General features: G+C 64.8%; 13 protein-coding genes and 1 tRNA gene. 4 read left to right on the forward strand and 10 right to left on the reverse strand.

Annotation, left to right across the window (positions count from 1 at the left end; translation table 11 throughout):
- The first annotated feature begins 19 nt into the window (after positions 1-19).
- A complete protein-coding gene (locus ISP25_RS12625; RefSeq protein ID WP_404614327.1) occupies positions 20-1,012 on the forward strand; it encodes an aldo/keto reductase in 993 nt (330 codons plus the stop codon).
- 80 nt (positions 1,013-1,092) lie between these two features.
- Here the strand turns inward: ISP25_RS12625 and ISP25_RS12630 are convergent, their stop codons facing one another.
- Complete coding sequence (locus ISP25_RS12630; protein ID WP_404614329.1) at positions 1,093-3,057, reverse strand: M1 family metallopeptidase; 1,965 nt, start codon at positions 3,055-3,057, stop codon at positions 1,093-1,095.
- An 88-nt stretch (positions 3,058-3,145) separates the two neighbouring features.
- On the opposite strand from ISP25_RS12630, the gene queF reads away from it, so the two are divergent.
- Together queF and ISP25_RS12640 are read left to right on the forward strand one after the other, a co-directional pair.
- On the forward strand, positions 3,146-3,970 hold the full coding sequence (gene queF / locus ISP25_RS12635) for an NADPH-dependent 7-cyano-7-deazaguanine reductase QueF (protein WP_404614331.1): 825 nt from the start codon (positions 3,146-3,148) through the stop codon (positions 3,968-3,970).
- A 90-nt stretch (positions 3,971-4,060) separates the two neighbouring features.
- Positions 4,061-4,597: a hypothetical protein gene (locus ISP25_RS12640; protein WP_404614333.1), complete on the forward strand. Its 537-nt coding sequence runs from the start codon at positions 4,061-4,063 to the stop codon at positions 4,595-4,597.
- A gap of 85 nt (positions 4,598-4,682) precedes the next feature.
- Here the strand turns inward: ISP25_RS12640 and ISP25_RS12645 are convergent, their stop codons facing one another.
- The 7 genes from ISP25_RS12645 to ISP25_RS12675 form a co-directional block, all read right to left on the reverse strand.
- Entirely contained in the window at positions 4,683-5,618 is a 936-nt protein-coding gene (locus ISP25_RS12645; protein WP_404614335.1) for a hypothetical protein, read from the reverse strand.
- Positions 5,615-8,008, reverse strand: coding sequence for an LTA synthase family protein (locus tag ISP25_RS12650; protein ID WP_404614337.1), 2,394 nt, complete (start codon positions 8,006-8,008; stop codon positions 5,615-5,617). The genes ISP25_RS12645 and ISP25_RS12650 overlap by 4 nt, the downstream gene beginning before the upstream one ends.
- Positions 8,008-9,300 carry a YaiO family outer membrane beta-barrel protein gene (locus ISP25_RS12655; protein WP_404614339.1) on the reverse strand — a complete coding sequence of 431 codons (1,293 nt, stop codon included), beginning with the start codon at positions 9,298-9,300 and terminating at the stop codon, positions 8,008-8,010. The genes ISP25_RS12650 and ISP25_RS12655 overlap by 1 nt, the downstream gene beginning before the upstream one ends.
- Positions 9,297-10,808: a glycosyltransferase family 2 protein gene (locus ISP25_RS12660; RefSeq protein WP_404614341.1), complete on the reverse strand. Its 1,512-nt coding sequence runs from the start codon at positions 10,806-10,808 to the stop codon at positions 9,297-9,299. Before ISP25_RS12660 ends, ISP25_RS12655 begins: the two co-directional genes overlap by 4 nt.
- Entirely contained in the window at positions 10,805-11,866 is a 1,062-nt protein-coding gene (locus ISP25_RS12665; protein ID WP_192155884.1) for a HEAT repeat domain-containing protein, read from the reverse strand. Before ISP25_RS12665 ends, ISP25_RS12660 begins: the two co-directional genes overlap by 4 nt.
- A gap of 545 nt (positions 11,867-12,411) precedes the next feature.
- A tRNA-Arg gene (locus ISP25_RS12670) sits at positions 12,412-12,488 on the reverse strand.
- Between the two features lie 153 nt (positions 12,489-12,641).
- Positions 12,642-14,543 (reverse strand): M61 family metallopeptidase, encoded by a 1,902-nt coding sequence (locus ISP25_RS12675; RefSeq protein ID WP_404614343.1) that lies wholly within the window; start codon positions 14,541-14,543, stop codon positions 12,642-12,644.
- A 256-nt stretch (positions 14,544-14,799) separates the two neighbouring features.
- Between ISP25_RS12675 and ISP25_RS12680 the strand changes: the two genes are divergently transcribed.
- Entirely contained in the window at positions 14,800-15,405 is a 606-nt protein-coding gene (locus ISP25_RS12680) for an outer membrane protein (RefSeq protein WP_192155888.1), read from the forward strand.
- 93 nt (positions 15,406-15,498) lie between these two features.
- Here ISP25_RS12680 and ISP25_RS12685 read toward each other — a convergent pair whose 3' ends face one another.
- Both ISP25_RS12685 and ISP25_RS12690 read right to left on the reverse strand, forming a co-directional pair.
- Positions 15,499-17,427 carry a M61 family metallopeptidase gene (locus ISP25_RS12685; protein WP_404614345.1) on the reverse strand — a complete coding sequence of 643 codons (1,929 nt, stop codon included), beginning with the start codon at positions 17,425-17,427 and terminating at the stop codon, positions 15,499-15,501.
- A 168-nt stretch (positions 17,428-17,595) separates the two neighbouring features.
- Positions 17,596-18,507, reverse strand: coding sequence for a DUF3667 domain-containing protein (locus tag ISP25_RS12690; RefSeq protein ID WP_404614347.1), 912 nt, complete (start codon positions 18,505-18,507; stop codon positions 17,596-17,598).
- Between the last annotated feature and the right edge of the window lie 221 nt (positions 18,508-18,728).

The following is an 18,728-nucleotide window of genomic DNA, read 5'->3' on the forward strand; positions in this document are numbered from 1 at the left end:
AGACACCAGGAGCATCCGCATGCAAATCCGCACGCTTGGCAAGAACGGTCCGCAAGTCTCCGCACTCGGGCTTGGTTGCATGGGCATGAGCGATTTCTACGGCGACCGCGACGAAGCCGAATCCGTCGCCACCATCCACCATGCGCTGGACCGCGGCCTGACCCTGCTGGATACCGCCGACGCGTATGGCCCGCATCTCAATGAGGAGCTGGTGGGCAAAGCGATCAAGGACCGCCGCGAACAGGCCTTTGTCGCCACCAAATTCGGCCTCGTGCGCAACCCCGCGGAACCGCTGTCGCGCGGCGTCAACGGACGCCCCGAATACGTGCGCGCCGCCTGCGAGGGCAGCCTGCAGCGACTCGGCATCGAGACCATCGATCTGTATTACCAACACCGCGTGGACCCGAACGTGCCGATCGAGGAAACCGTGGGCGCCATGGCCGAACTGGTGCAAGCCGGCAAGGTGCGGTACCTGGGCCTTTCCGAGGCCTCCGCCGCCACGCTGGAGCGCGCCAGCAAGGTGCATCCGATCGCCGCGCTGCAGAGCGAGCTCTCGCTGTGGACCCGCGATCCCGAGGACAACGGCGTGCTCGATGCCTGTCGCCGGCTGGGCATCGCCTTCGTCGCTTATTCGCCGCTGGGTCGCGGTTTCCTTACCGGCGCGATCCGCTCGCCGGATGATTTCGATGCCGACGACTACCGCCGCTCCAGCCCGCGCTTCCAGGGCGAGAACTTCACGCGCAATCTGGCGCTGGTGGACAAGGTGAAGGCGCTCGCTGCCGACAGGGGTTGTTCGCCCGCGCAGCTGGCGCTGGCCTGGGTGCTGGCGCAGGGCAAGGACGTGCTGGCGATTCCCGGCACCAAGAAGCGCTCGCGGCTGGACGAGAACCTGGGTGCGCTGGACGTGACGCTGTCATCCGCTGACCTGGCCGCCATCGAAGCCGTATTCCCGCCCGAAGCGGCTGCAGGCGCGCGGTACGCAGCGGCGAGCATGGCGCATGTAGGTCGATAGGCCGCAGACGCTGTCACCTGCCGTTGCAGGAGCGCACAAGGTGCGCTCCTGCATTTTCGTCCCACATCTGGCCTAGGGCCTCAGTGCATCATGTAATCGTTGTTGGAGCGATCCGCGTCAGGCAGCTTGTGCTCGGGATCCAGCTCCAGCTTCGCGATGCGTTTGTCCGTATCCAGCGTGAGCTTGGGCGTGGCGCTGAAACGCCAGGTTTCCACCGGCAGACGGATGTCGCGATGCGTGCCGTCGGCGAAGTCCACGCGCAGCGTGGCTGGCATCACCAGCTTCTGTTTGCTGACCAGCGTTACCGTGACGCCCTTGGCCGGGTCGTTGCCCACGTAGCTGGCGCCGGTGATACCCATGTCGAGCTGCCAGTTGTTGAGGTACCAGCCGCGCCACCACCACGACAGGTCCTCGCCCGCCGCGCTGTCCATGAAGCGGAAGAAATCCGACGGCGTGGGATGGTGGTAGGCCCAGGTGCGAATGTAGGCACGGAACGCAGGATCGAAGCGCTCGGGGCCGAGGATCTGTTCGCGCAACAGGATCAGGCCCAGTGCGCCCTTGAAGTAGGTCACCGGGTGGCGGTACTTCTCGCTGATGGAATCGGCATGCGCCATCAGGGTGGGCGCATTCGGGTCGGCCAGCAGCGGCAGGATGTCGTCCACCGGGTTGCCGCCCTGCGGCGCGTATTCGCCGTCGCGCTTGGGCCCGTATTCGCCATGGTTGAAGGCGTCCGACGCGTATACGTCGATGAAAGTGTTGAAGCCCTCGTCCATGAACGCGTTGCGGCGCTCGTTGGAGCCGACCACCATCGGGAACCAGGTGTGGCCGATTTCGTGCGCGCTGATCCAGAACAGCGGCGCGCCGCTGTCGGTGTAGCCATCAAACACGATGCCGGGATATTCCATGCCGGCGCCATGGCCGCCGAGGTTGATCGCATTCGGCCACGGGTACGGGTACCACTTGGACGAGAAGTGCTCGATCGCACCCTTGACGTATTCGGTGGAGCGGTTCCACTTGTCGGCGCCGACACCCTCGATCGGATAGATCGACATCGCCATCGCGTGCTTGCCATCAGGCAGGTTGATGCGCGCGGCATCCCACACGAAGGCGGGCGAGGCAGCGAAGGCCACGTCGCGCGTGTGTTCCATGTGGAAGCGCCAGGTCTGCGTGCCGCTGTGCGTGGGGCGCGAGGACGGGTCGTTCACTTCCTCCGGCTTGCGGATGTATACGGTGCGGTCGCTGTCGGCTGCCTGCGCCAGGCGCTCACGCTCGGTGGCGGTGAGCACCTGGTCGGGGTTCGTCAGCTGGCCGGAGCCTTCCACGAGGTAGTTCCACGGCACCGTCACGGCATAGTCGATGTTGCCGTATTCGAGATAGAACTCCTGGCCGAGGTAGGGCAGCGTGTCCCACCCGCGCAGGTCGTCGTACACCGCCATGCGCGGGAACCACTGTGCGATCTCGTAGATGTCGCCGTTCTTGGTTGGCGTGACCGCGGTGCGGCCGCCCCACTCGCCGGGCACCGTGTAGTGGTAGCGGATGCGCAGCTTGAGCTGGCCGCCCTTGGCCTTGAGCATCTCCGGCAAGTCCACGCGCAGGCGCGTGTCGTCCACCAGGAAGTGGACCGGCTTGCCGTCCACTTCCACCGCGTCGAGCTGGTAACCGTCGGTGGACTCGCCATGCTTGCCCGGCCATGGCGAGGTGATCGCACCGCGCGAATCGGGCTTGTAGATGTTCTGGTCGAGCTGCACCCACAAGGCGTCCAGCGCGTCGGGGCTGTTGTTGGTGTAGGTGATGGTTTCATCGCCGGCAAGGCCGTGCGTGGCCGGGTCGATGCTGGCCTTGATGTCGTAGTCGGCGCGGTTCTGCCAGAACTCGGGGCCGGGCCTGCCGGCGCCGTCGCGGAACGCATTGACCGGGTACGGCAGGGAAAGCGGCGCGAAGAGCACCTGTGGATCGAAAGCCGAAGTCTTGTCCTGCGCATGCACGGGCGCGCACAGCGCGGCGGCGACGAACAGGGCGGCACAGGCCGGGAGGGAAGTTTTCATCGTGGGGATGGACTCGTGGGAGGCCTATCCATTATGGAAACCACGGCGCGCCGAGGGATAGGCCAGAAGTCACCGTTACACTAGACAAATGAGCACTCCTGACCAATCCCAGCTCGGCAAGGCCACCGTCTATGCCGACCGCTACGATCCCGGCCTGCTGTTTCCCATTCCGCGCTCGGCCAAGCGCGCGGAGATCGGCGTGGGCGATGCATTGCCCTTCTATGGTTGCGACATCTGGAACGCCTACGAACTGTCGTGGCTGGATGTGCACGGCAAGCCGCAGCTGGCCGTGGCGGAATTCCGGGTGCCGGCCAGTTCGCCGAACATCATCGAATCCAAGTCCTTCAAGCTGTACCTCAACGGCTTTGCGCAGGAACCGCTGGCCAGCGCGGACGCGCTGCGGGCCGTGCTGCAGAAGGATCTGGGAAACGCCGCCGGCAACGCGGTGGAAGTGATCCTGCATCCCGCACGCACCGCCGCGCATGCATTCGCCGACCTTGCGGGCGAGTCCATCGACACCCTGCCGGCGACGATCAGCGACTACGGCCCGCCCAGGGCCGATTACCTCCGAGCGGATGCGAACGCTGCCGTGGTCGAGGAATCCCTGGTTTCCGACCTGCTGCGTTCCAACTGCCCGGTCACCGGGCAGCCCGACTGGGGCAGCGTGCAGATCGCCTACCGCGGCGCGCCCATCGACCGCGAAGGCCTGCTGCGCTATCTCGTCTCCTTCCGCACCCACAGCGAATTCCACGAACAATGCGTGGAACGCATCTTCATGGACGTGATGGCGCGCTGCGCACCCGAGCGGCTCAGCGTGTACGCGCGCTATACCCGCCGCGGCGGACTGGACATCAATCCTTTCCGCAGCAGCATGCCGGACGTGCCGGACAACCCGCGCGGCGCCCGGCAATAAGCCCTTGGTAATTCGCGCTTCAGACCCCGGCCGCTAGCCTCGACGGGACTCGACTGCAGCGGCATCGCCGCCACCACCACGGGGTTCGCCATGCACCGCTACGCCCAACCACTCGCCTTGTGCTGCGCCATCGCACTGCTGTGCGGTTGCCACCGGCACAACGGTACGGCAACCGCGACGGGCACTGCAGCACCCGCAAAAGCACAAAGCAGCAAACCTGCGCCCGCTCCCGCTGCCAGCGCAGCCAAGCCCCTCGCCGCGAACGACAATGGCCTCCGCGTCGCCACCCTTACCCTCGGCACGGCCATCGATGCCGGCTATGCGGTGACCGCGCCTGCCACACGCTTCGGCACCGACACCCACACGATCTACGCCAGCGTCGCCACCACCGGCCGCGCCGCCAGCGCCAAGCTGGAAGCGCGCTGGCGCTATCTGGAGGGCCAGGGCGTGCTGGTCAACGAACTCGGCCAGACCATCTCCGCCGACGGACCTGCCGTCACCACGTTCGAGGTGCAGAACCCCAACCGCTGGCCCGCCGGCAAATACGTGGTGGAGATCTCGCTGAACGGCAAACCGGCGGCGCAACGCGACTTCGAAATGGTCGACGGTGCCCTGGAAAAGAACTGAGCGGTAGGCGAGACCCTCGCGCCAACGGCCCACACCCTGGCGCCCTCTGGACGATGGGCCTGGCAACGCGAATCGAAATTCCCGCTCAGTCCTGGTTCCGCTCGATCCAGCTCCGATACGTGCGGTAGTGATGGATGGCAAAGCCCGCGAACGACGGATCGTTGCGCAACGCCTGCTCCACGGTGCCCAACGCCTGCTCGAACACTTTCGGCCCGGCCTTGTCGAAGGTGACCTTTTCCGGTTCGTCCGGCGACACCTGGAGACCGATCACCACCTTCTTGCCGACACGGTCGGCGTAGGCGATCTCGCTGGCGGCGTGCGAGAGGATGCTGTCGCTGCCCTCGGCCTTGTGGCGGTAGTCCATCAGCGCGACGTAATCGAACAGGTCGATGACGTGCTCGCTGACCGGGCGCCTGACGCCCTTCCATTCCAGCTCGATGCCGTCCAGCCAGAACGGGATGGCCGGTCCCACGGCCAGGGTGGCGTGGTATTCCCGCTTGATCTTCATCAGCGCGTCGCCCATGTCCAGGAAATCGGTGAGCAGGCGCTCGCGGGTGTCGTCGTTCCACTCGTCGAGGATGTGCGGCTCGATGTCCAGGTTGGCGCCGTCGAAGCGCGCCGCCACCGGCGCGTCGGCGTTGTACTGCACTACCCGGCGGAACATCCCTTCGGCCTGCCTGCGATAGGCGGGAAGCACGTAATTCTCGGTGTGGAGGTAGGCCGAACCCAGCAATGCATACACCTTCATGTGCTGCCGATGCAGCCGCTCGATGAAGGCGCGATACAACCCGGGTTGCTCGACGATCAGGTCGTGGCCCTGGTATGCGTCAGCGTAGAGGTACACCGTATCGATGTGCTGCGACTTCAGGTAGGCCGCGGCTTCCCGTGCAACGGCCGGATCCCTGACCATGGCGTAGGACTCGGCTTCCCAGGTCCAGACGGCGCGGCTCGCCTGCGCCATTGCGCCCAGCGGCAATGTACACAGCAGAAGCAGCAGGCTGAAACGGGAGAAGCGTGTCATTGCGTGCGGTCGACGGCGGCATTGGCATCCACCGGCATGTGATATCGCCCCTGTCCCATGGCCTTGCCGGTCTGCGGATCGGACGGAAACACCGAAACGTAGCATCGGCTGCTGCAGGCTTCGGGACGCGGCAGACCCAATTGCACCTGCCGTTGTCCATTGGCGGGAAGCTGCATGGCGGATCCGGAGATTTCCTGCAGTTCGTGGCCGTCCTCGGCGGTCAGCACCGCCAGCGGCACGAACGAGCGACTCGGTTGCGCATCACCGTTGCTGAACGTGGCCGTCAACTGTACGCCGTGGCCGGCAACGGTCACCTCGGCCGAGTCCGTCGACAGGCCATGCATGACCGGTGCCTCGCCAATGGGCTGCGCTCTTTGCGCAGGCTCCTGGTAAGCCACCAGTTTCGGCGTGGCTCCGTCGGGGGCAAGCACAAGCTTCTGCATGAAGATCGCATTGGCCTGCGCATAGCGCTGGAGGCGACGGGTTACCCATTCGAGGGCGAAAGCATCGTCGGCAGGCGTGAGATGCATGCCGTCCTGCAGCTCGAACAGCTGCCCGTTGTGCAGCCACCAGCGCCCAGCCAGGTAATCCGGCGCGCTGGTCTTGGTCTGCTGCAAGGGCAGTTGATGGATGTTGCGGAAGCTGTCGTCCACGTCCAGGCCGGTGCCCAGCCAGGGCGTTTGCGCCGGCCGCTTCAATCCGTAGGTATGCGACAGCAGCGCCAGCAGCGACGGTGTGACATCCAGCTGCGAGGACACGGCACGGAAATGCCGGGCCTGCTTGAGCAGCGGCGAGAAGACGATGAGCGGCACGTGGTAGCGGTCGATGTGCTCGCCCATCGGGATCTCCGGCAGGCGATGGTCGCCGGTGATCACGAAAACGGTGTTGGCGTACCACGGCAGCTTCGCCACCGCATCGAAATAGCGGTGCAACTGGTCGTCGGTGTAGAGGACGGTGCTGTAGATGTCGGCGTTGGCCCGATAGGCCCCCAGCTGGTCATCCGGGATGTGCAGCTCGTGCAGGCGTTGCTCGAAGCGGGCTCGGTAAGCGTCCTGTCCCGGGAACTGGTAGGCGGTGTGCATGGAGATGGTCTGCATCGCCAGCAGGAAAGGCGTTTGCAGTTGCGCGCTGTCGGCCAGCACGCGCGACACCAGCTCCTTGTCCGGATAGCCCCATTCGCTGAAGGGATTGAGCTGGTAGCCGGGACCGAATTCCTTCTTGTCCACCAGATGCTGCACGCCCTGCAATTGCATGAAGGCGCGTTCATTGTCGAAGGTGGTATCGGTGCCGTTGTAGAACGCGGTGTGGTAGCCCTGTTGCCCCAGCAGGTTGAACAGTCCGGGACCCGGCGGCATGTGTTCTGCCAGCGCGGTGAAGCCTTCCTTGGCCAACGGCGCCGAGTTGAACAGGCTGGGCAGCACGCCGAACGTGCGGCCCTGGTTGGACAGGAAGTTGTCGAAGTACAGGCTGCGCGCCGACAGCTCGTCGAGGAAGGGCGTGAAGCTGCCGAGCGATGCCTGCGGGCCGGAGAACGAGCGCCCCAGCCCTTCGACCACGATCACCACCACGTTGGGCGGGCGACCGTCGGAAGTGGGGGAGAAGTACGGGCCGAGCGTGTCCAGCGTCTGCTCGGGATGCAGGAACGGGAACTGCGGATCCAGCGGCGGCTCGTCGGCACTGGCGGCGGCCGTTGCCGCGTTGCCCGATGCAGGCGCTACGACGGTGCTGCCCTTCGACCAGCGCCAGACATCGCCGCAGAACCACGCGAGCTTGTTGCTGGCCAGATCACGCGCCGCGTCATCCTTCAGCACATGCGCACCCATCGGCAGCGGCATAAGCCACGCGAACAGGCCGGCGACCAGAAGCAGGGACGTCCACCGCATGGAGCCGCTGGGCCATTTGCGGGCACCCATGTACAAACCACCCCAAAGCAGCAGCAAAGGCAGGGCGTATGCCAGCATGCTGCGCGGATCGAGCGGCGTGTCGCCGGACAAGGTAGTGCGGATTTCCGCGGCGCTGTAGCCGAACAGATCCGCGCCCAGCGGCACGTGCGCTACCTGGAAGTACTGGTTGAGTCCGACCTGCGCCACGATGAGCAGCGACCACAGCACCGCCAATGCCACGAGGCGCAGACGCTCCCGGCGCAAGGCCAGCAGCGGAAGCGAAAGCAGCAGCAGGATCGGCATCACGCGCAGCAGCACCAAGACTGCCTGCGCGAGCGCGACACCGGCGATGGCCCACCTCTCGCTGCCGTTCCAGGCGGTATCGGCGACGCCGCTGACGACCGCGCACGCCAGCAGCGCGAACTGCGCCAGCAGCAGCGCCGGAAACGCGGGGGCAAAGCGCGACCAGAAGTTGCCTCGCTCCGCAGAGGCCGATGACGATGCCATCACCATAGCGAATACAGGGTCAGCGAGAAAAGTTGCTCATTGACGCCGGGGAAATCGCTGCCTTCGGCATAACCAGCGCTCAGCTTGAAGCCCCACTGCGACGACAGATAGTGGCTCCAGGCGACGCCAAGGGTCGCACTGTTGTTCATCACCTGGGTGCCATAGCTATTCAGGTCGGTGCTGCGGCCGTTGCCGACGCTCACTTCCCAGTAATCGAACGCGTCGCCGCGGTAGTAGTTGCGCAACAGGAAGCGGTTGCTCCAGCTGCCGGAGCCCACGCCGGGCACGTGTTGCAGCTTGTAGCGCGCGTACCAGTCGCCCCAGTAGCGCCCTATGCCGACGCCATAGAATTGGGTATCGCTGGAGAAGCGCAGATTGTCGATGCTGGCCGACAGCTCCCAGCCGCGTCCTACGCCCTGGAACACTTCCGCGCGCCATTCCTGTTCAGGCAATACACCGGAACTCGGGCCTTGCTGGTAACGAAGATTGGCATAGGCGCGTGACCACAGCGGCACGTAGCCGTCCAGCGCCCAGGCATCGTTGCTGGTACCGAAGTGATTGGAACGCAGCAACTCCAGGGCGAGCGAGCCCTGGCTGAAGTAGCGGCGCAACGACAGGTCGACGTCGTTCCAGCCCTGCTGTCCACCGGTGAAGCCGGTATGGTCCCAGCTGAGGGAGGCGCCCCAGTTGTACCCGGCATTGAAGTCTGTCGTGCGCGGCAGCAGGCTTTGCCGCAGCGCGGTTATTTCGGCGGCATTCGCACCCAGCGCCGCTGCAGCATCGAAATCGCCCCGGGCGGCGGCGAGTTGCCCCATGTCGCGCTGGGCGCGGCCACGCGCGATGTACGCATCCGGGTTCTGCGGCGCCAGCTTCACCCAGTGCGAATAGGCATCCACCGCCTTTTGCGGGCTGCCGCTCCAGCGATAGACGTCGCCCAACGCCGACCAGGCATCGGCATAACCCGGACTGTGCTGCACCACCGTACGCAGATCACTTTCGGCCGCGGCGTACTGGCCGTCCCAGGCGTAGGTGCGTCCGCGCCCCAGCAGCAGGTCACCGTTGCCGGGATGCGCGGCAAGCAGGGCCGTGTAGCGCTGGATGGCCAACTGCCGCTGGCCGCTGGTGGCGAGTTGGCGTATCTGCGCCATCTGTTCCGTCAGCGAGCCGGAAGTGGCGGCCTGCGCCATCAGGCAGGGCGAAAACGCCGTCAGTGCCAGCAGCAGAGGCCACAGTGCGCGGGACGCGCGGGAGGAACGCGGTTGCGTGACCACGGAAGGATTCCTGCGCTTCATGGTTGGCTGCTCCGGGCCGCATGCGGGTCGATGGGCATCGCTTCCTCTTCCCCGGCGTCGTGTTGCCACGAACCATCGCGGTTGATGTGGCCCCATCGGTGGTGCTTTCGCAGTCCGAACAACCAGAGCAGGGTGCCGTAGAAACGCCAGCAGGAATTCATCTGCCGGTAGCCGAAGTTTTCCAGCACCGCCACCAGGAACAACCGCAACTGCTGCATCGGCCGCGCATACAGGCCGAAGGACAGCTCTTCCAGCAACATGGCGTTGACCGAAAGCAGCATGCCCATGCCTATCGCCGCCGCGAGGAAGATCAGGAAGCTCTTCAGCGGTACCAGCCCGGCCAGCGCCAACACGATCATCGAGACATAGCCGACCACCTCGATCAGCGGTCCGAGGAATTCGAACACCAGCATGAACGGGAACGCGATCCAGCCCACCGCGCCACCGTAACGATTGAACATCAGCCCGATGTTCGACCACAGGCTTTCGGCCAGCCCGCGCTGCCAGCGCACCCGCTGGTGGGCCAGTGAAGCAACGTCCGTCGGCACCTCGGTCCAGCACACCGGGTCCGGCACGAACACGATGCGGTAGTCGCGCTTTTCATCGCGCAAGTTGCGATGCAACCGCACCACCAGGTCCATGTCCTCGCCTACCGTGTCGTCGCGATAGCCACCGATGGCGATCACGCGCTCCTTGTAGAACACGCCGAAAGCGCCGGAGATGATCAGCAGCGCGTTCATTGGCGACCACCCCATGCGTCCGAACAGGAAGGCGCGCAGGTACTCGATCACCTGGAAGCTCGGCAGCCAGCGATCAGGGAGCCCCACCTTGGAAAGCATGCCGTTGGCGACCGAGCAGCCGTTGAGCACGCGCAGCACGCCGCCGCTGGCCACCACGCGCCTGTCCTCCAGGAACGGACGCACCACCCGCGAAAGGCTTTCCGGCTGCAGGATGCAATCGGCGTCCACCACGCAGAACAGCGGGTAGCGCACGCAGTTGACGCCGGCGTTGATCGCATCGGACTTGCCGCCGTTGGCTTTGTCCACCATGCGCACCCGCGGATACCGCGCCGAGGCATAGACGCCCTTGACCTCTGCCGTGTGCAGGCGGGCCCGATACGCCTCGGGCACCTTCACCAGGCCAAAAGCCTCGATCAGTGCGTCACGTGTGTGGTCGCTGGAGCCGTCGTTGATCACCACGATCTCGAACTCGGGGTAATTGGTCTGGAGCAGCGAGTGCACCGAGGCCACCACCGACTTCTCCTCGTTGTGCGCGGGAAGCACGATGCTTACCGGGGGCTGGTAGTCGCGCAGGCCGGGCGGCAGGTAGTTGGCCCGGTACTCGCGCATGTAGCGCACGATCTGGTAAGCGGAGATGTAGTTGAGGATCAAGTAACCCAGGTTGATCGCCACGAAATAGATCACGAAGACCCATTGCATGGAGACCAGCAGGTGCTCCCAGGGCCCATGCTGGAGACTGGCCACGGTCGCGCTCAGGTACGGGTTCATGCCGCGACCCCCATGTCGTGTTCCGAAAGCACCTGGTCGATGATGTCCCGTCCGTAGGCATCACCCTGGCGCTGCTGCATCTGGCGCAGTGCCGCCGCCCCCACGCCCGGCAGCGCCAGCAGCGCCTGCGCGGTGCGATAGCGCACCCACCACACCTTGTCAGTCAGCATCGGCTCCAGCCGTTCGCTGTCGACGGCCTCGCCGATGCGTCCAAGCGCCGACGCCGCATGCATGCGCACGTGCCAGCGCGATGCGTCGAGGAAGCTGGCCACACGTTCGCGATCCTGCTTGTCGCTCACCAGCTGCAGGCAGACCGAGATGGCGTGGTCGTCGATCGAGCTGTCCAGCAATTGCCGGATCACCAATGCAGCCCGCTCGGGATCGATGTCGGCCAGGAACCGCACCAGTTTCACCATCGAGCTGGTGTTGGCGCGCAGCAGCGTGTTGTCGAGTTCGCGCGCAGCGCTGCCGTCCTCATTGCGGGCCAGGATGCGCGCCACGTTGCCCGGCATCCAGTCGTCGCGCTCGAGAATCATCGGGACGAACATCGCCATTGCCCGGGGGCCATCCACCTGGCCCAGCGCGTGGGCGGCGCACAGCGAAACGATCGGGCTGCGGTCGTTGAGGAACGGTACCAGCTCGTCAAACACACCGAGGTCACGCAAATGCCCGAGCGCAACGATGGCCATCGCGCAATCGTGGTAGTTGCCCCGCAGCATGCGCCGCGCGGCATCCGCCAAGCCCACGCGATGCCCCAGCGGCAACAGACGGATCGAGTCCGCCTGGGGCAGCGATTCGTGGGTGGCGTTCCAGACCTCGATGAAGCCGGTGACTTCATCTTGCCCCAGGGCACGCACCTCCACCTCGTCGCCGGCCAGCACGTGCTGGATCACGTGCTGCCAGTGACGTTGGGCAAGCTTGTCGCGCCGCGTGCGCCATTGCGCCCGTGCGCGCAAGAGGACAATGACCGTCAACAGGCCAAAGGCAAGCAACAGGGTGAGCACCGCCACCCAGGACGCCACGGTCAATAGCGTCGTCCCATCGTCAGGAATTTCCATCACGCCCCCTCCCCATCTTGCCCTTGCGATACGCGGTCCGAACCGCGCTCAATCCATGCACATGCACAACTCATTCCAAGTACCGGCGGTAACAGAGCGCTCCCAACTCCCCACGGAAATGCGTCGCCACACGACCGCCATGGCCCAATCCGGCACCGATGCTTTTCGGTAAATGGACCGATGCTGCCGCGGCACGGCCGGCAGGCATCGTTCCTGCGCGCTGGGACAATTCAGCGAGAAACGCCGCTGCTCGACCACGACGGACAGCCACGGCCGTCGAGCCTGATGCTGTGGCTCAGAGACCGGGTGCGAGTGGGCCTGAGCGCGACAGGCCGGAAACGGATGCGCGAGGCATGGCCCCCCTTCCCTTGGAGGGCATGGTCAAGCCATGCCACAAATTTGTGAACTACGTCACATTAATGCAATCTGTGACCAAGATAAAGGCGGGTTGTCCGGCGGCTGGTCCTGTTGAAAAGCAATCGGCAACAAAAAACCCCGGATAGCCGGGGTTTTTTGTTGAATCTGGATTTGGCCGGACTCAAAGATGGCGCGCCCGGAGGGATTCGAACCCCCGACCAATGGCTTCGGAAGCCACTACTCTATCCGGCTGAGCTACGGGCGCATGATGTTGCGAAAAAGCGCGTGGATCGTTGCGATCCACCAGCGGACGCGCAGTATAGCGGAGATGGACGGGGCCGCCCACGCGGCGGCAAGACGCTCGATCCGTAGCACCGCCAGCCCCTCTCCCGCGAGCGGAAAAGGGGCTGCACAGCACTCAGAGCGCCTTGAACAACGTACCCAGGGTGTCGGGCTTGCTGGTGTCGCGCACCAGGTGCGGGTACTTCAGGCCATCGTGGTAGTCGATGCGGATGGTCTTGTACTGGTCGAAGTCCTTCACCAGCAGTTCGATCGACTGGTTCTTGTCCTTCGCGGCAGCGGTGACGGCATCCTTCAGGTCGTCCGGGTCGAAGTCGCGGCCGTTGATGGCAACGATGGTCATGCTGGGCGCGAGGCCGGCCTTGAAGGCGGGGCCGTCCCACAGCACATCGGCGATCTGGCCACCCTTGCCCACCGACACGCCCAGCGAATAGGTGAGGTCGGCGAAGTGGCGGCGTGCTTCGATGGCCTTCACCGCGGCGCTGGGCTTGTCGGTGTAGACCAGCTTCCAGCCGTGCGCCTCGAAACCGCCGATCAGCGGGCCGTGGCCGTCGAGGCGTTCGCGCAGGTACTTCGCCCAGTCGTAGGGCTGGACGTCGTTGAGCGTCTTCACCACGTCGTCGAAGGTATAGGTGTTGGTGACGAAGCTGCCGTTGTCCATGCCGAAGAAGGACTTGGCGAAGTTGTCGATGCTCTTCTTGCCACCACTGAGTTCGCGCAGCTTGCCGTCCACGTCCAGCCAGATCAGCTGGCCGGCGCTGTAGTAGTCCTCACTGCTCTGGTAGTTGCGGTAGGGCAGCGGCGCGCGCTGGGCGATGATGGGGTCGTTGGTGGTGTCCTGCACGTTGCGCCACGAGGCGAGGCCGGGGCGGCCCTTGTCGTAGGTGGCGGCCACGTAGGCCCACATGTCGTGCGCCTGCTCGTCGTTCCACAGGCCGGAGCGCGAAGCCATCACCTGGCCCCAGAACTGTGTCTGGCCTTCGTACACCCACAGCAGCGAGTCCTGCATCGGCACGTTGAAGTTCGGCGTCCACAGGTCGGCCGGGCGGCGGTACTTGCCGTCCCAGGAGTGGTTGTACTCGTGCGAGAACAGGTCGCGGCCCAGCGCGTTCTTCTCCCACGCCGAGAAGAAGTCGGCACCCGTGCCGTCCTCACTGGACTGGTGGTGTTCGAGGCCTTCGCCGCCCATCTTGTCGCTGAGCGAGACGAGGAAGTCGTAGTGCTCGTAGTGGTGCGCGCCGTACAGCTTGTACATCTGCTGCACCAGGTTGTGGAACGGCTTTTCCTGCTCCGGCTTGATCTCGAGGTACTTCGGATCGTCGGCCACGATGTCCATGTGCACCCCGGCCTTGGCGCCCGGATCGAGGTCGAGGCGCTTGAAGTACTTGCCGGCGTAGATCGGCGAGTCCACCAGGGTGTTGAAGGTGGTGGTCTTGAAGTGCACGGTGTCGCCGTCGTGCGAGGCCGTTTCCAGCGCCGTGCCGAACTGCCAGCCGGCGGGGAATTTGGCGCTGGCATCGACCTTGATCTGGCGCGTGTAGTAGCCGGCCGGATACACCGTGTTGGCGTTCCACTGCAGATCGAGCATTTCCGGCGTCATCACCACGCGGCCCTGGCGGCTGTTCTGCGGCGTGAGGTACTGGAAGTCCACTTCGACATTGCTCGCGCCCTGCGGCACGTCGACGTGGAAGGCATAGACGTTGAGCGGATCGCGCGTCCACGGAATCACCTGGCCGTTGGCCTTCACCACCAGGCCGGCGAACTTGTCGATGGGACCGCTGGGCGAATGGTTGCCGGGCAGCCACTGCGGGTAGAGCAGGGTCAGCGCACCGGCCTGCGCGGGGATGACTTCATGCACGCGGAAGATGCGGTGCGCGAGATCGGTGGCATCCACGCTGATCTGCAGCGTGCCCGGATAAGCCACGTCCTTGGGCGGCGGCACGTCATCGGCGAGCACGTTGAGGCTGACCAGGCCAATGGCACCGGCGACGATGGCGGAAGCAAGACGTGAGACTTTCAATGGATTCTCCCTTGGGCAACGGCCCGCACGACGAACAGGTGGCGGGCAAGTCCGTTCGATCCTAGCCCCGCAGCGCGCGCGGCTCCCCTGCCAAAGGTCATTCGCACAGCTGAACGGATGCCCTCGTCGATTGTTAAGCGAAAGCTTCGTGCAAGGCGGCCAAACCACCGTGGCCGCCGTCGCGTATCCCCGCGCGGCACACCACGGGCATCCCCACCTGTGGCGATCGCAAGAAAAAAAACAGGAGTCCACTCCCATGAACAAGCTTTTCCTTACGGCCACCGTGGCCGCCCTGCTCGCCTCCCCGCTGCTCAGCCAGACGGCCCGCGCAGACGACAACAGCAACGGCAACCCCGACCAGCTGCAGAACTTCTACGTCGCCGGCAACCTGGGCCAGACCCAAAATCGCAGCAGCGACTTCGGCCACGACAACAGCGTATTCCAGAACGTGCGCTTCGGCTGGCGCTGGAACGGCTACGTCGGTCCGGAAGTCGGCTACGTCTACCTGGGTCGCCCAAAGAACGTGACCGACGGCGTTGAAACCAACCTGAAGTCGCGCGCCGCCACCGTCGGCGTGAACGGCAAGTACGACATCGGCAGCAGCCGCTGGTTCGTCACCGGCCATGCCGGCTACATGCGTTCGACCAGCTACATGGGCGAGACCTACGGCGATGCCGAATCGCGCGAGAAGAGCTGGAACAACGGCTGGTTCGCCGGCGCCGGCGTGGGCTACGACGTCACCCGCAACGTGAGCCTGGCGGTGAACTACGACAACTACCGCCTGCAATACGGCCGCCCCACCAGCGGCCAGGACCGCTCCAACGTGGCGGCGTTCTCGGGTTCGCTGGAATACCGTTTCTAAGCTAGGCGTCGAGCCCCTCCCGCACGAGTGGCGGAAGGGAGAAAACACAACGGCCGCCTTCGGGCGGCCGTTGTTCTTGGAGCCGGCGGAAGATCAGTTCTTCCTTGCCGTGGCGATCGCGTCGAGCAGATCCTTGCCATCCGCCCGTACCAGGTGCGGATAAAGCAGGCCGCCGTGATAGTCGATCTTCGCCGTACTGTAGATGTCGACGTTCTTCACCAGCAGTTGGATGGGTGCGCTGCCGGTCTTGGCTGCTGTGATCGCATCCTTCAGCGCATCGGGCGAATAGTCCTTGCCGTTCACTGCAACAATGGTGAGGCCCGGCACCAGTCCGGCCTTGAAGGCAGGTCCGTTCCACTGCACGTCGTAGATGTCGCCACTCTTCGACGCGGAGAGACCGATCGAGGCGGCCAAGTTGACGCCGTGACGGATGCCTTCCATCGCCTTGGTCTGCGCATTGGGCTTGTCGGTGTAGACCAGCTTCCAGCCGCCACGCGCGATGCCCTGCTCGGGCAGGTTCGGGCCCGTATAGTCCAGCCGCTCGCGCAGGAATTTCGCCCAGTCGAACGGTTGCACCTGGTTGAGCGTGCTGACCACGTCGTCGAAGGTGTAGGTCTTGGTGACGTAGCTGCCATTCTCCATTCCGTAGAAGGCATGCGCGAAATCGTCCAGCGAATGCTTGCCGCCGGAGAGTTCGCGGATCTTGGTGTCCACGTCCAGCCACAGCAGCTGGCCTTCGGGATAGAAGTCGGTGCCGCGGCGCCAGTTGCCCCAGCCGCCGCCGCCGTAATAGGTGAGCGGCGCGGCGTCGGCGGTGTCCTGCAGCGAACGCCAGGCGCGGCCGGTGCGTTCGCTCATCTGCGCGGCTATGTCCGCCATCGTGTCGCGGAACTGCTCGGGCGACCACAGGTCCGCACGCGCGGTGAGCACGCTGCACCAGTAATCGGTAAGGCCTTCGTAGACCCAGAGCAGGTCGTCCTGCATCTTCACGTTGAAGTTGGGCGTCCACAGGTCGGCGGGGCGACGGAACTTGCCGTTCCACGAGTGCACGAACTCGTGCGGCATCAGGCTGGCCGCCAGCGTGTGCATGTCATCGTCGGTGAAGAAATCGGCGGGCAGGCGATCATCGCTGGACTGGTGGTGCTCTAGGCCGAAATGACCGGTGTGGTCGGACAGCGTGAGCAGGAAGTCGTAATGATCGTAATGGTGCGCACCGAACAGCAGGTTGGTCTGCGTCACCACCGCGCGCTGCTGCTCCAGCTGCTTGTCGGTGAGCTTCACGTCCTTTGCACCGTCGCCCACCACGTTGAGGTGCACCGGCACCTTGGCGCCCGGCGCCAGATCCACGCGGTTGAAGTACTCGCCCGCGATCAGCGGCGAATCCACCAGATTGTTGAACGTCACCGGCTTGAACTGCACGGTGCCGCCGCTCTGGCTGGCCACTTCCATCGCAGTGCCGAACTTCCAGCCGGCAGGCAACTGCACGGTGGGCTGGATGTGAATCTGCCGCGAGTAGTAGCCGGCCGGATAGAACGCCACCTGGTTGAACTCGACGTCCACCAGGTTCGGCGTGGACGAGGCGCTGGCGCCGAACAGGCTGTCCTCGCCTGGCGCCGGCGAGAGGAACTGGAATGCAAGGTCGAGCTGGCTCACGCCATCCGGCACGTTGAGGTGGATCGCGTACATGTCGCGCAGGTCGCGGCGCCAGGCGAGCTGCTTGCCGTTTGCACTGATGATCAGCCCGGCCACGTTCTGGATCGGACCGGACGGTGCGTGCTCGCCGGGGATCCACTCGGGATACAGCAGTGTGACTTCGCCCGCCTTCACCGGGATCGCTTCCTGCACGCGGAACATGCGCTTAGGTGCGTCGGTGAGGTCCACATTCACCGTGAGCGTACCGTCGTCGTACGGCGTATCGGCCGGTGCGGCGCGCTCGGCGTCCTGCGCATGGACCACGGAAAGCGAAAGCGCACCGACCACAGCGGCGGCGATCAGGCTGGAACGGAAGAGAGGACGATTCACGGGCGGCTCCGGGCAGGCACCGACCCACGCGGAAGCCGCGCTGCCGGCAGAAAAGCGTCGTTCGTCGTGACGGCGAGCGGCGGGACCGGTCGATGGTAGATCGCGATGCGCACGCGGCACCCTGCCAGAGGTCACGCGCAGGCGGCGCATGATTTTGCGCCGGCACGCTCAGTGCAAGGCATACACCGTCACGAAGAACAGCAGCACGCGGTACAGCTCCAGCGACAGGTACAGACCCGCCATCGTCCAGACACACAAGGCTGCGCTGCCCACCCAGCTGAACCGGAAATTGTTCCTCAGCGCGCAATAGAGGTAGGCAAGAACCAACAAGCCCAAGGTCGCACTGCCATAACCGTCGGTCTGCAGGAACGCCGGCAACTCTCCCCGGAACCACAACATCGCGTTGGCCAGACCTTTCCAGGCCCAGCCGAAAACCAGGAGTATCAGCAACAGCGCCGCCCAGGCATGGGTCGCAAAGATGGACAGCTCGGCCAGCCCGCGCCGCCAAGGCACCAGTGCAAGCCACAACCAGCACGCCAACATCGGCACCAGGGCTATCACCAGCGCGCGCGAGAGGGCGTCGGTGCGTTCGTCGTAGCGTTTGCCGTAGCTCTGCAATGCCGCCAGCACATTGGCATCGTGAGCAGACATGACACCGCTCGCCGACTCCATGGCGGTTGGCTCGGCGTTCTTGCCGGCATTCATCACGAACGGGTTCTCCGAGCGCCAGTAGTCGCCCGCAAGCGCCGCACTCTCCGTGCTGCCGATCGGCACGCCAGCCGCGCGGCGCATGACCATGACCTGCTTGACCCCGGCGAGCGGAGCCATCTCCAGCTGGGTATTCAACGATGTGTTGAAGGTCTGCAGGACCGCCAGCAGGAAATACAACAGGTTCGCCGCGAAGAACAACGCCACCGGCCGCGTATAGGGAACACGTCGTCCGCGAAAGTATTCGCGCGTCAGTTCACCCGGTTGGAACAGCAAGGTACGCAGGGATTTGAGCAGGCGGCCTTCGCCATGCGAGAACGCCTCGAACCACTCGCCCACGACATGCCGCAACGTGTGCTCGTCCGGATGCATCCGGCGCTCGCTGCATTGCGCGCAATACTCGCCGCCCAGCGGCGCACCGCAGTTCGCGCAAACTGATGCGGCTTCATTCGTTGAACTTGTCGATTGGCACATTCCTCGCCCCCTGCCCCATTCCGCAGCAGCACAAGTTCCCCGAAACGATTGGCAATTGTGCGACAAAATGACCAGTGCAAGTCAACAAGGCTTCTCCTTGAGCCATTCAATCCTCTATT

The sequence above is a fragment of the Rhodanobacter hydrolyticus genome (assembly GCF_044904645.1).

Coding starts and splice junctions, on each gene's coding strand:
- ISP25_RS12660 (WP_404614341.1), bottom strand. CDS start 10,808: ATGAACCCGTACCTGAGCGCGACCGTGGCCAGTCTCCAGCATGGGCCC.
- ISP25_RS12690 (WP_404614347.1), bottom strand. CDS start 18,507: ATGCATCCGGACGAGCACACGTTGCGGCATGTCGTGGGCGAGTGGTTC.
- ISP25_RS12655 (WP_404614339.1), bottom strand. CDS start 9,300: ATGAAGCGCAGGAATCCTTCCGTGGTCACGCAACCGCGTTCCTCCCGC.
- queF (WP_404614331.1), top strand. CDS start 3,146: ATGAGCACTCCTGACCAATCCCAGCTCGGCAAGGCCACCGTCTATGCC.
- ISP25_RS12630 (WP_404614329.1), bottom strand. CDS start 3,057: ATGAAAACTTCCCTCCCGGCCTGTGCCGCCCTGTTCGTCGCCGCCGCG.
- ISP25_RS12645 (WP_404614335.1), bottom strand. CDS start 5,618: ATGACACGCTTCTCCCGTTTCAGCCTGCTGCTTCTGCTGTGTACATTG.
- ISP25_RS12665 (WP_192155884.1), bottom strand. CDS start 11,866: ATGGAAATTCCTGACGATGGGACGACGCTATTGACCGTGGCGTCCTGG.
- ISP25_RS12680 (WP_192155888.1), top strand. CDS start 14,800: ATGAACAAGCTTTTCCTTACGGCCACCGTGGCCGCCCTGCTCGCCTCC.
- ISP25_RS12640 (WP_404614333.1), top strand. CDS start 4,061: ATGCACCGCTACGCCCAACCACTCGCCTTGTGCTGCGCCATCGCACTG.
- ISP25_RS12650 (WP_404614337.1), bottom strand. CDS start 8,008: ATGGCATCGTCATCGGCCTCTGCGGAGCGAGGCAACTTCTGGTCGCGC.
- ISP25_RS12625 (WP_404614327.1), top strand. CDS start 20: ATGCAAATCCGCACGCTTGGCAAGAACGGTCCGCAAGTCTCCGCACTC.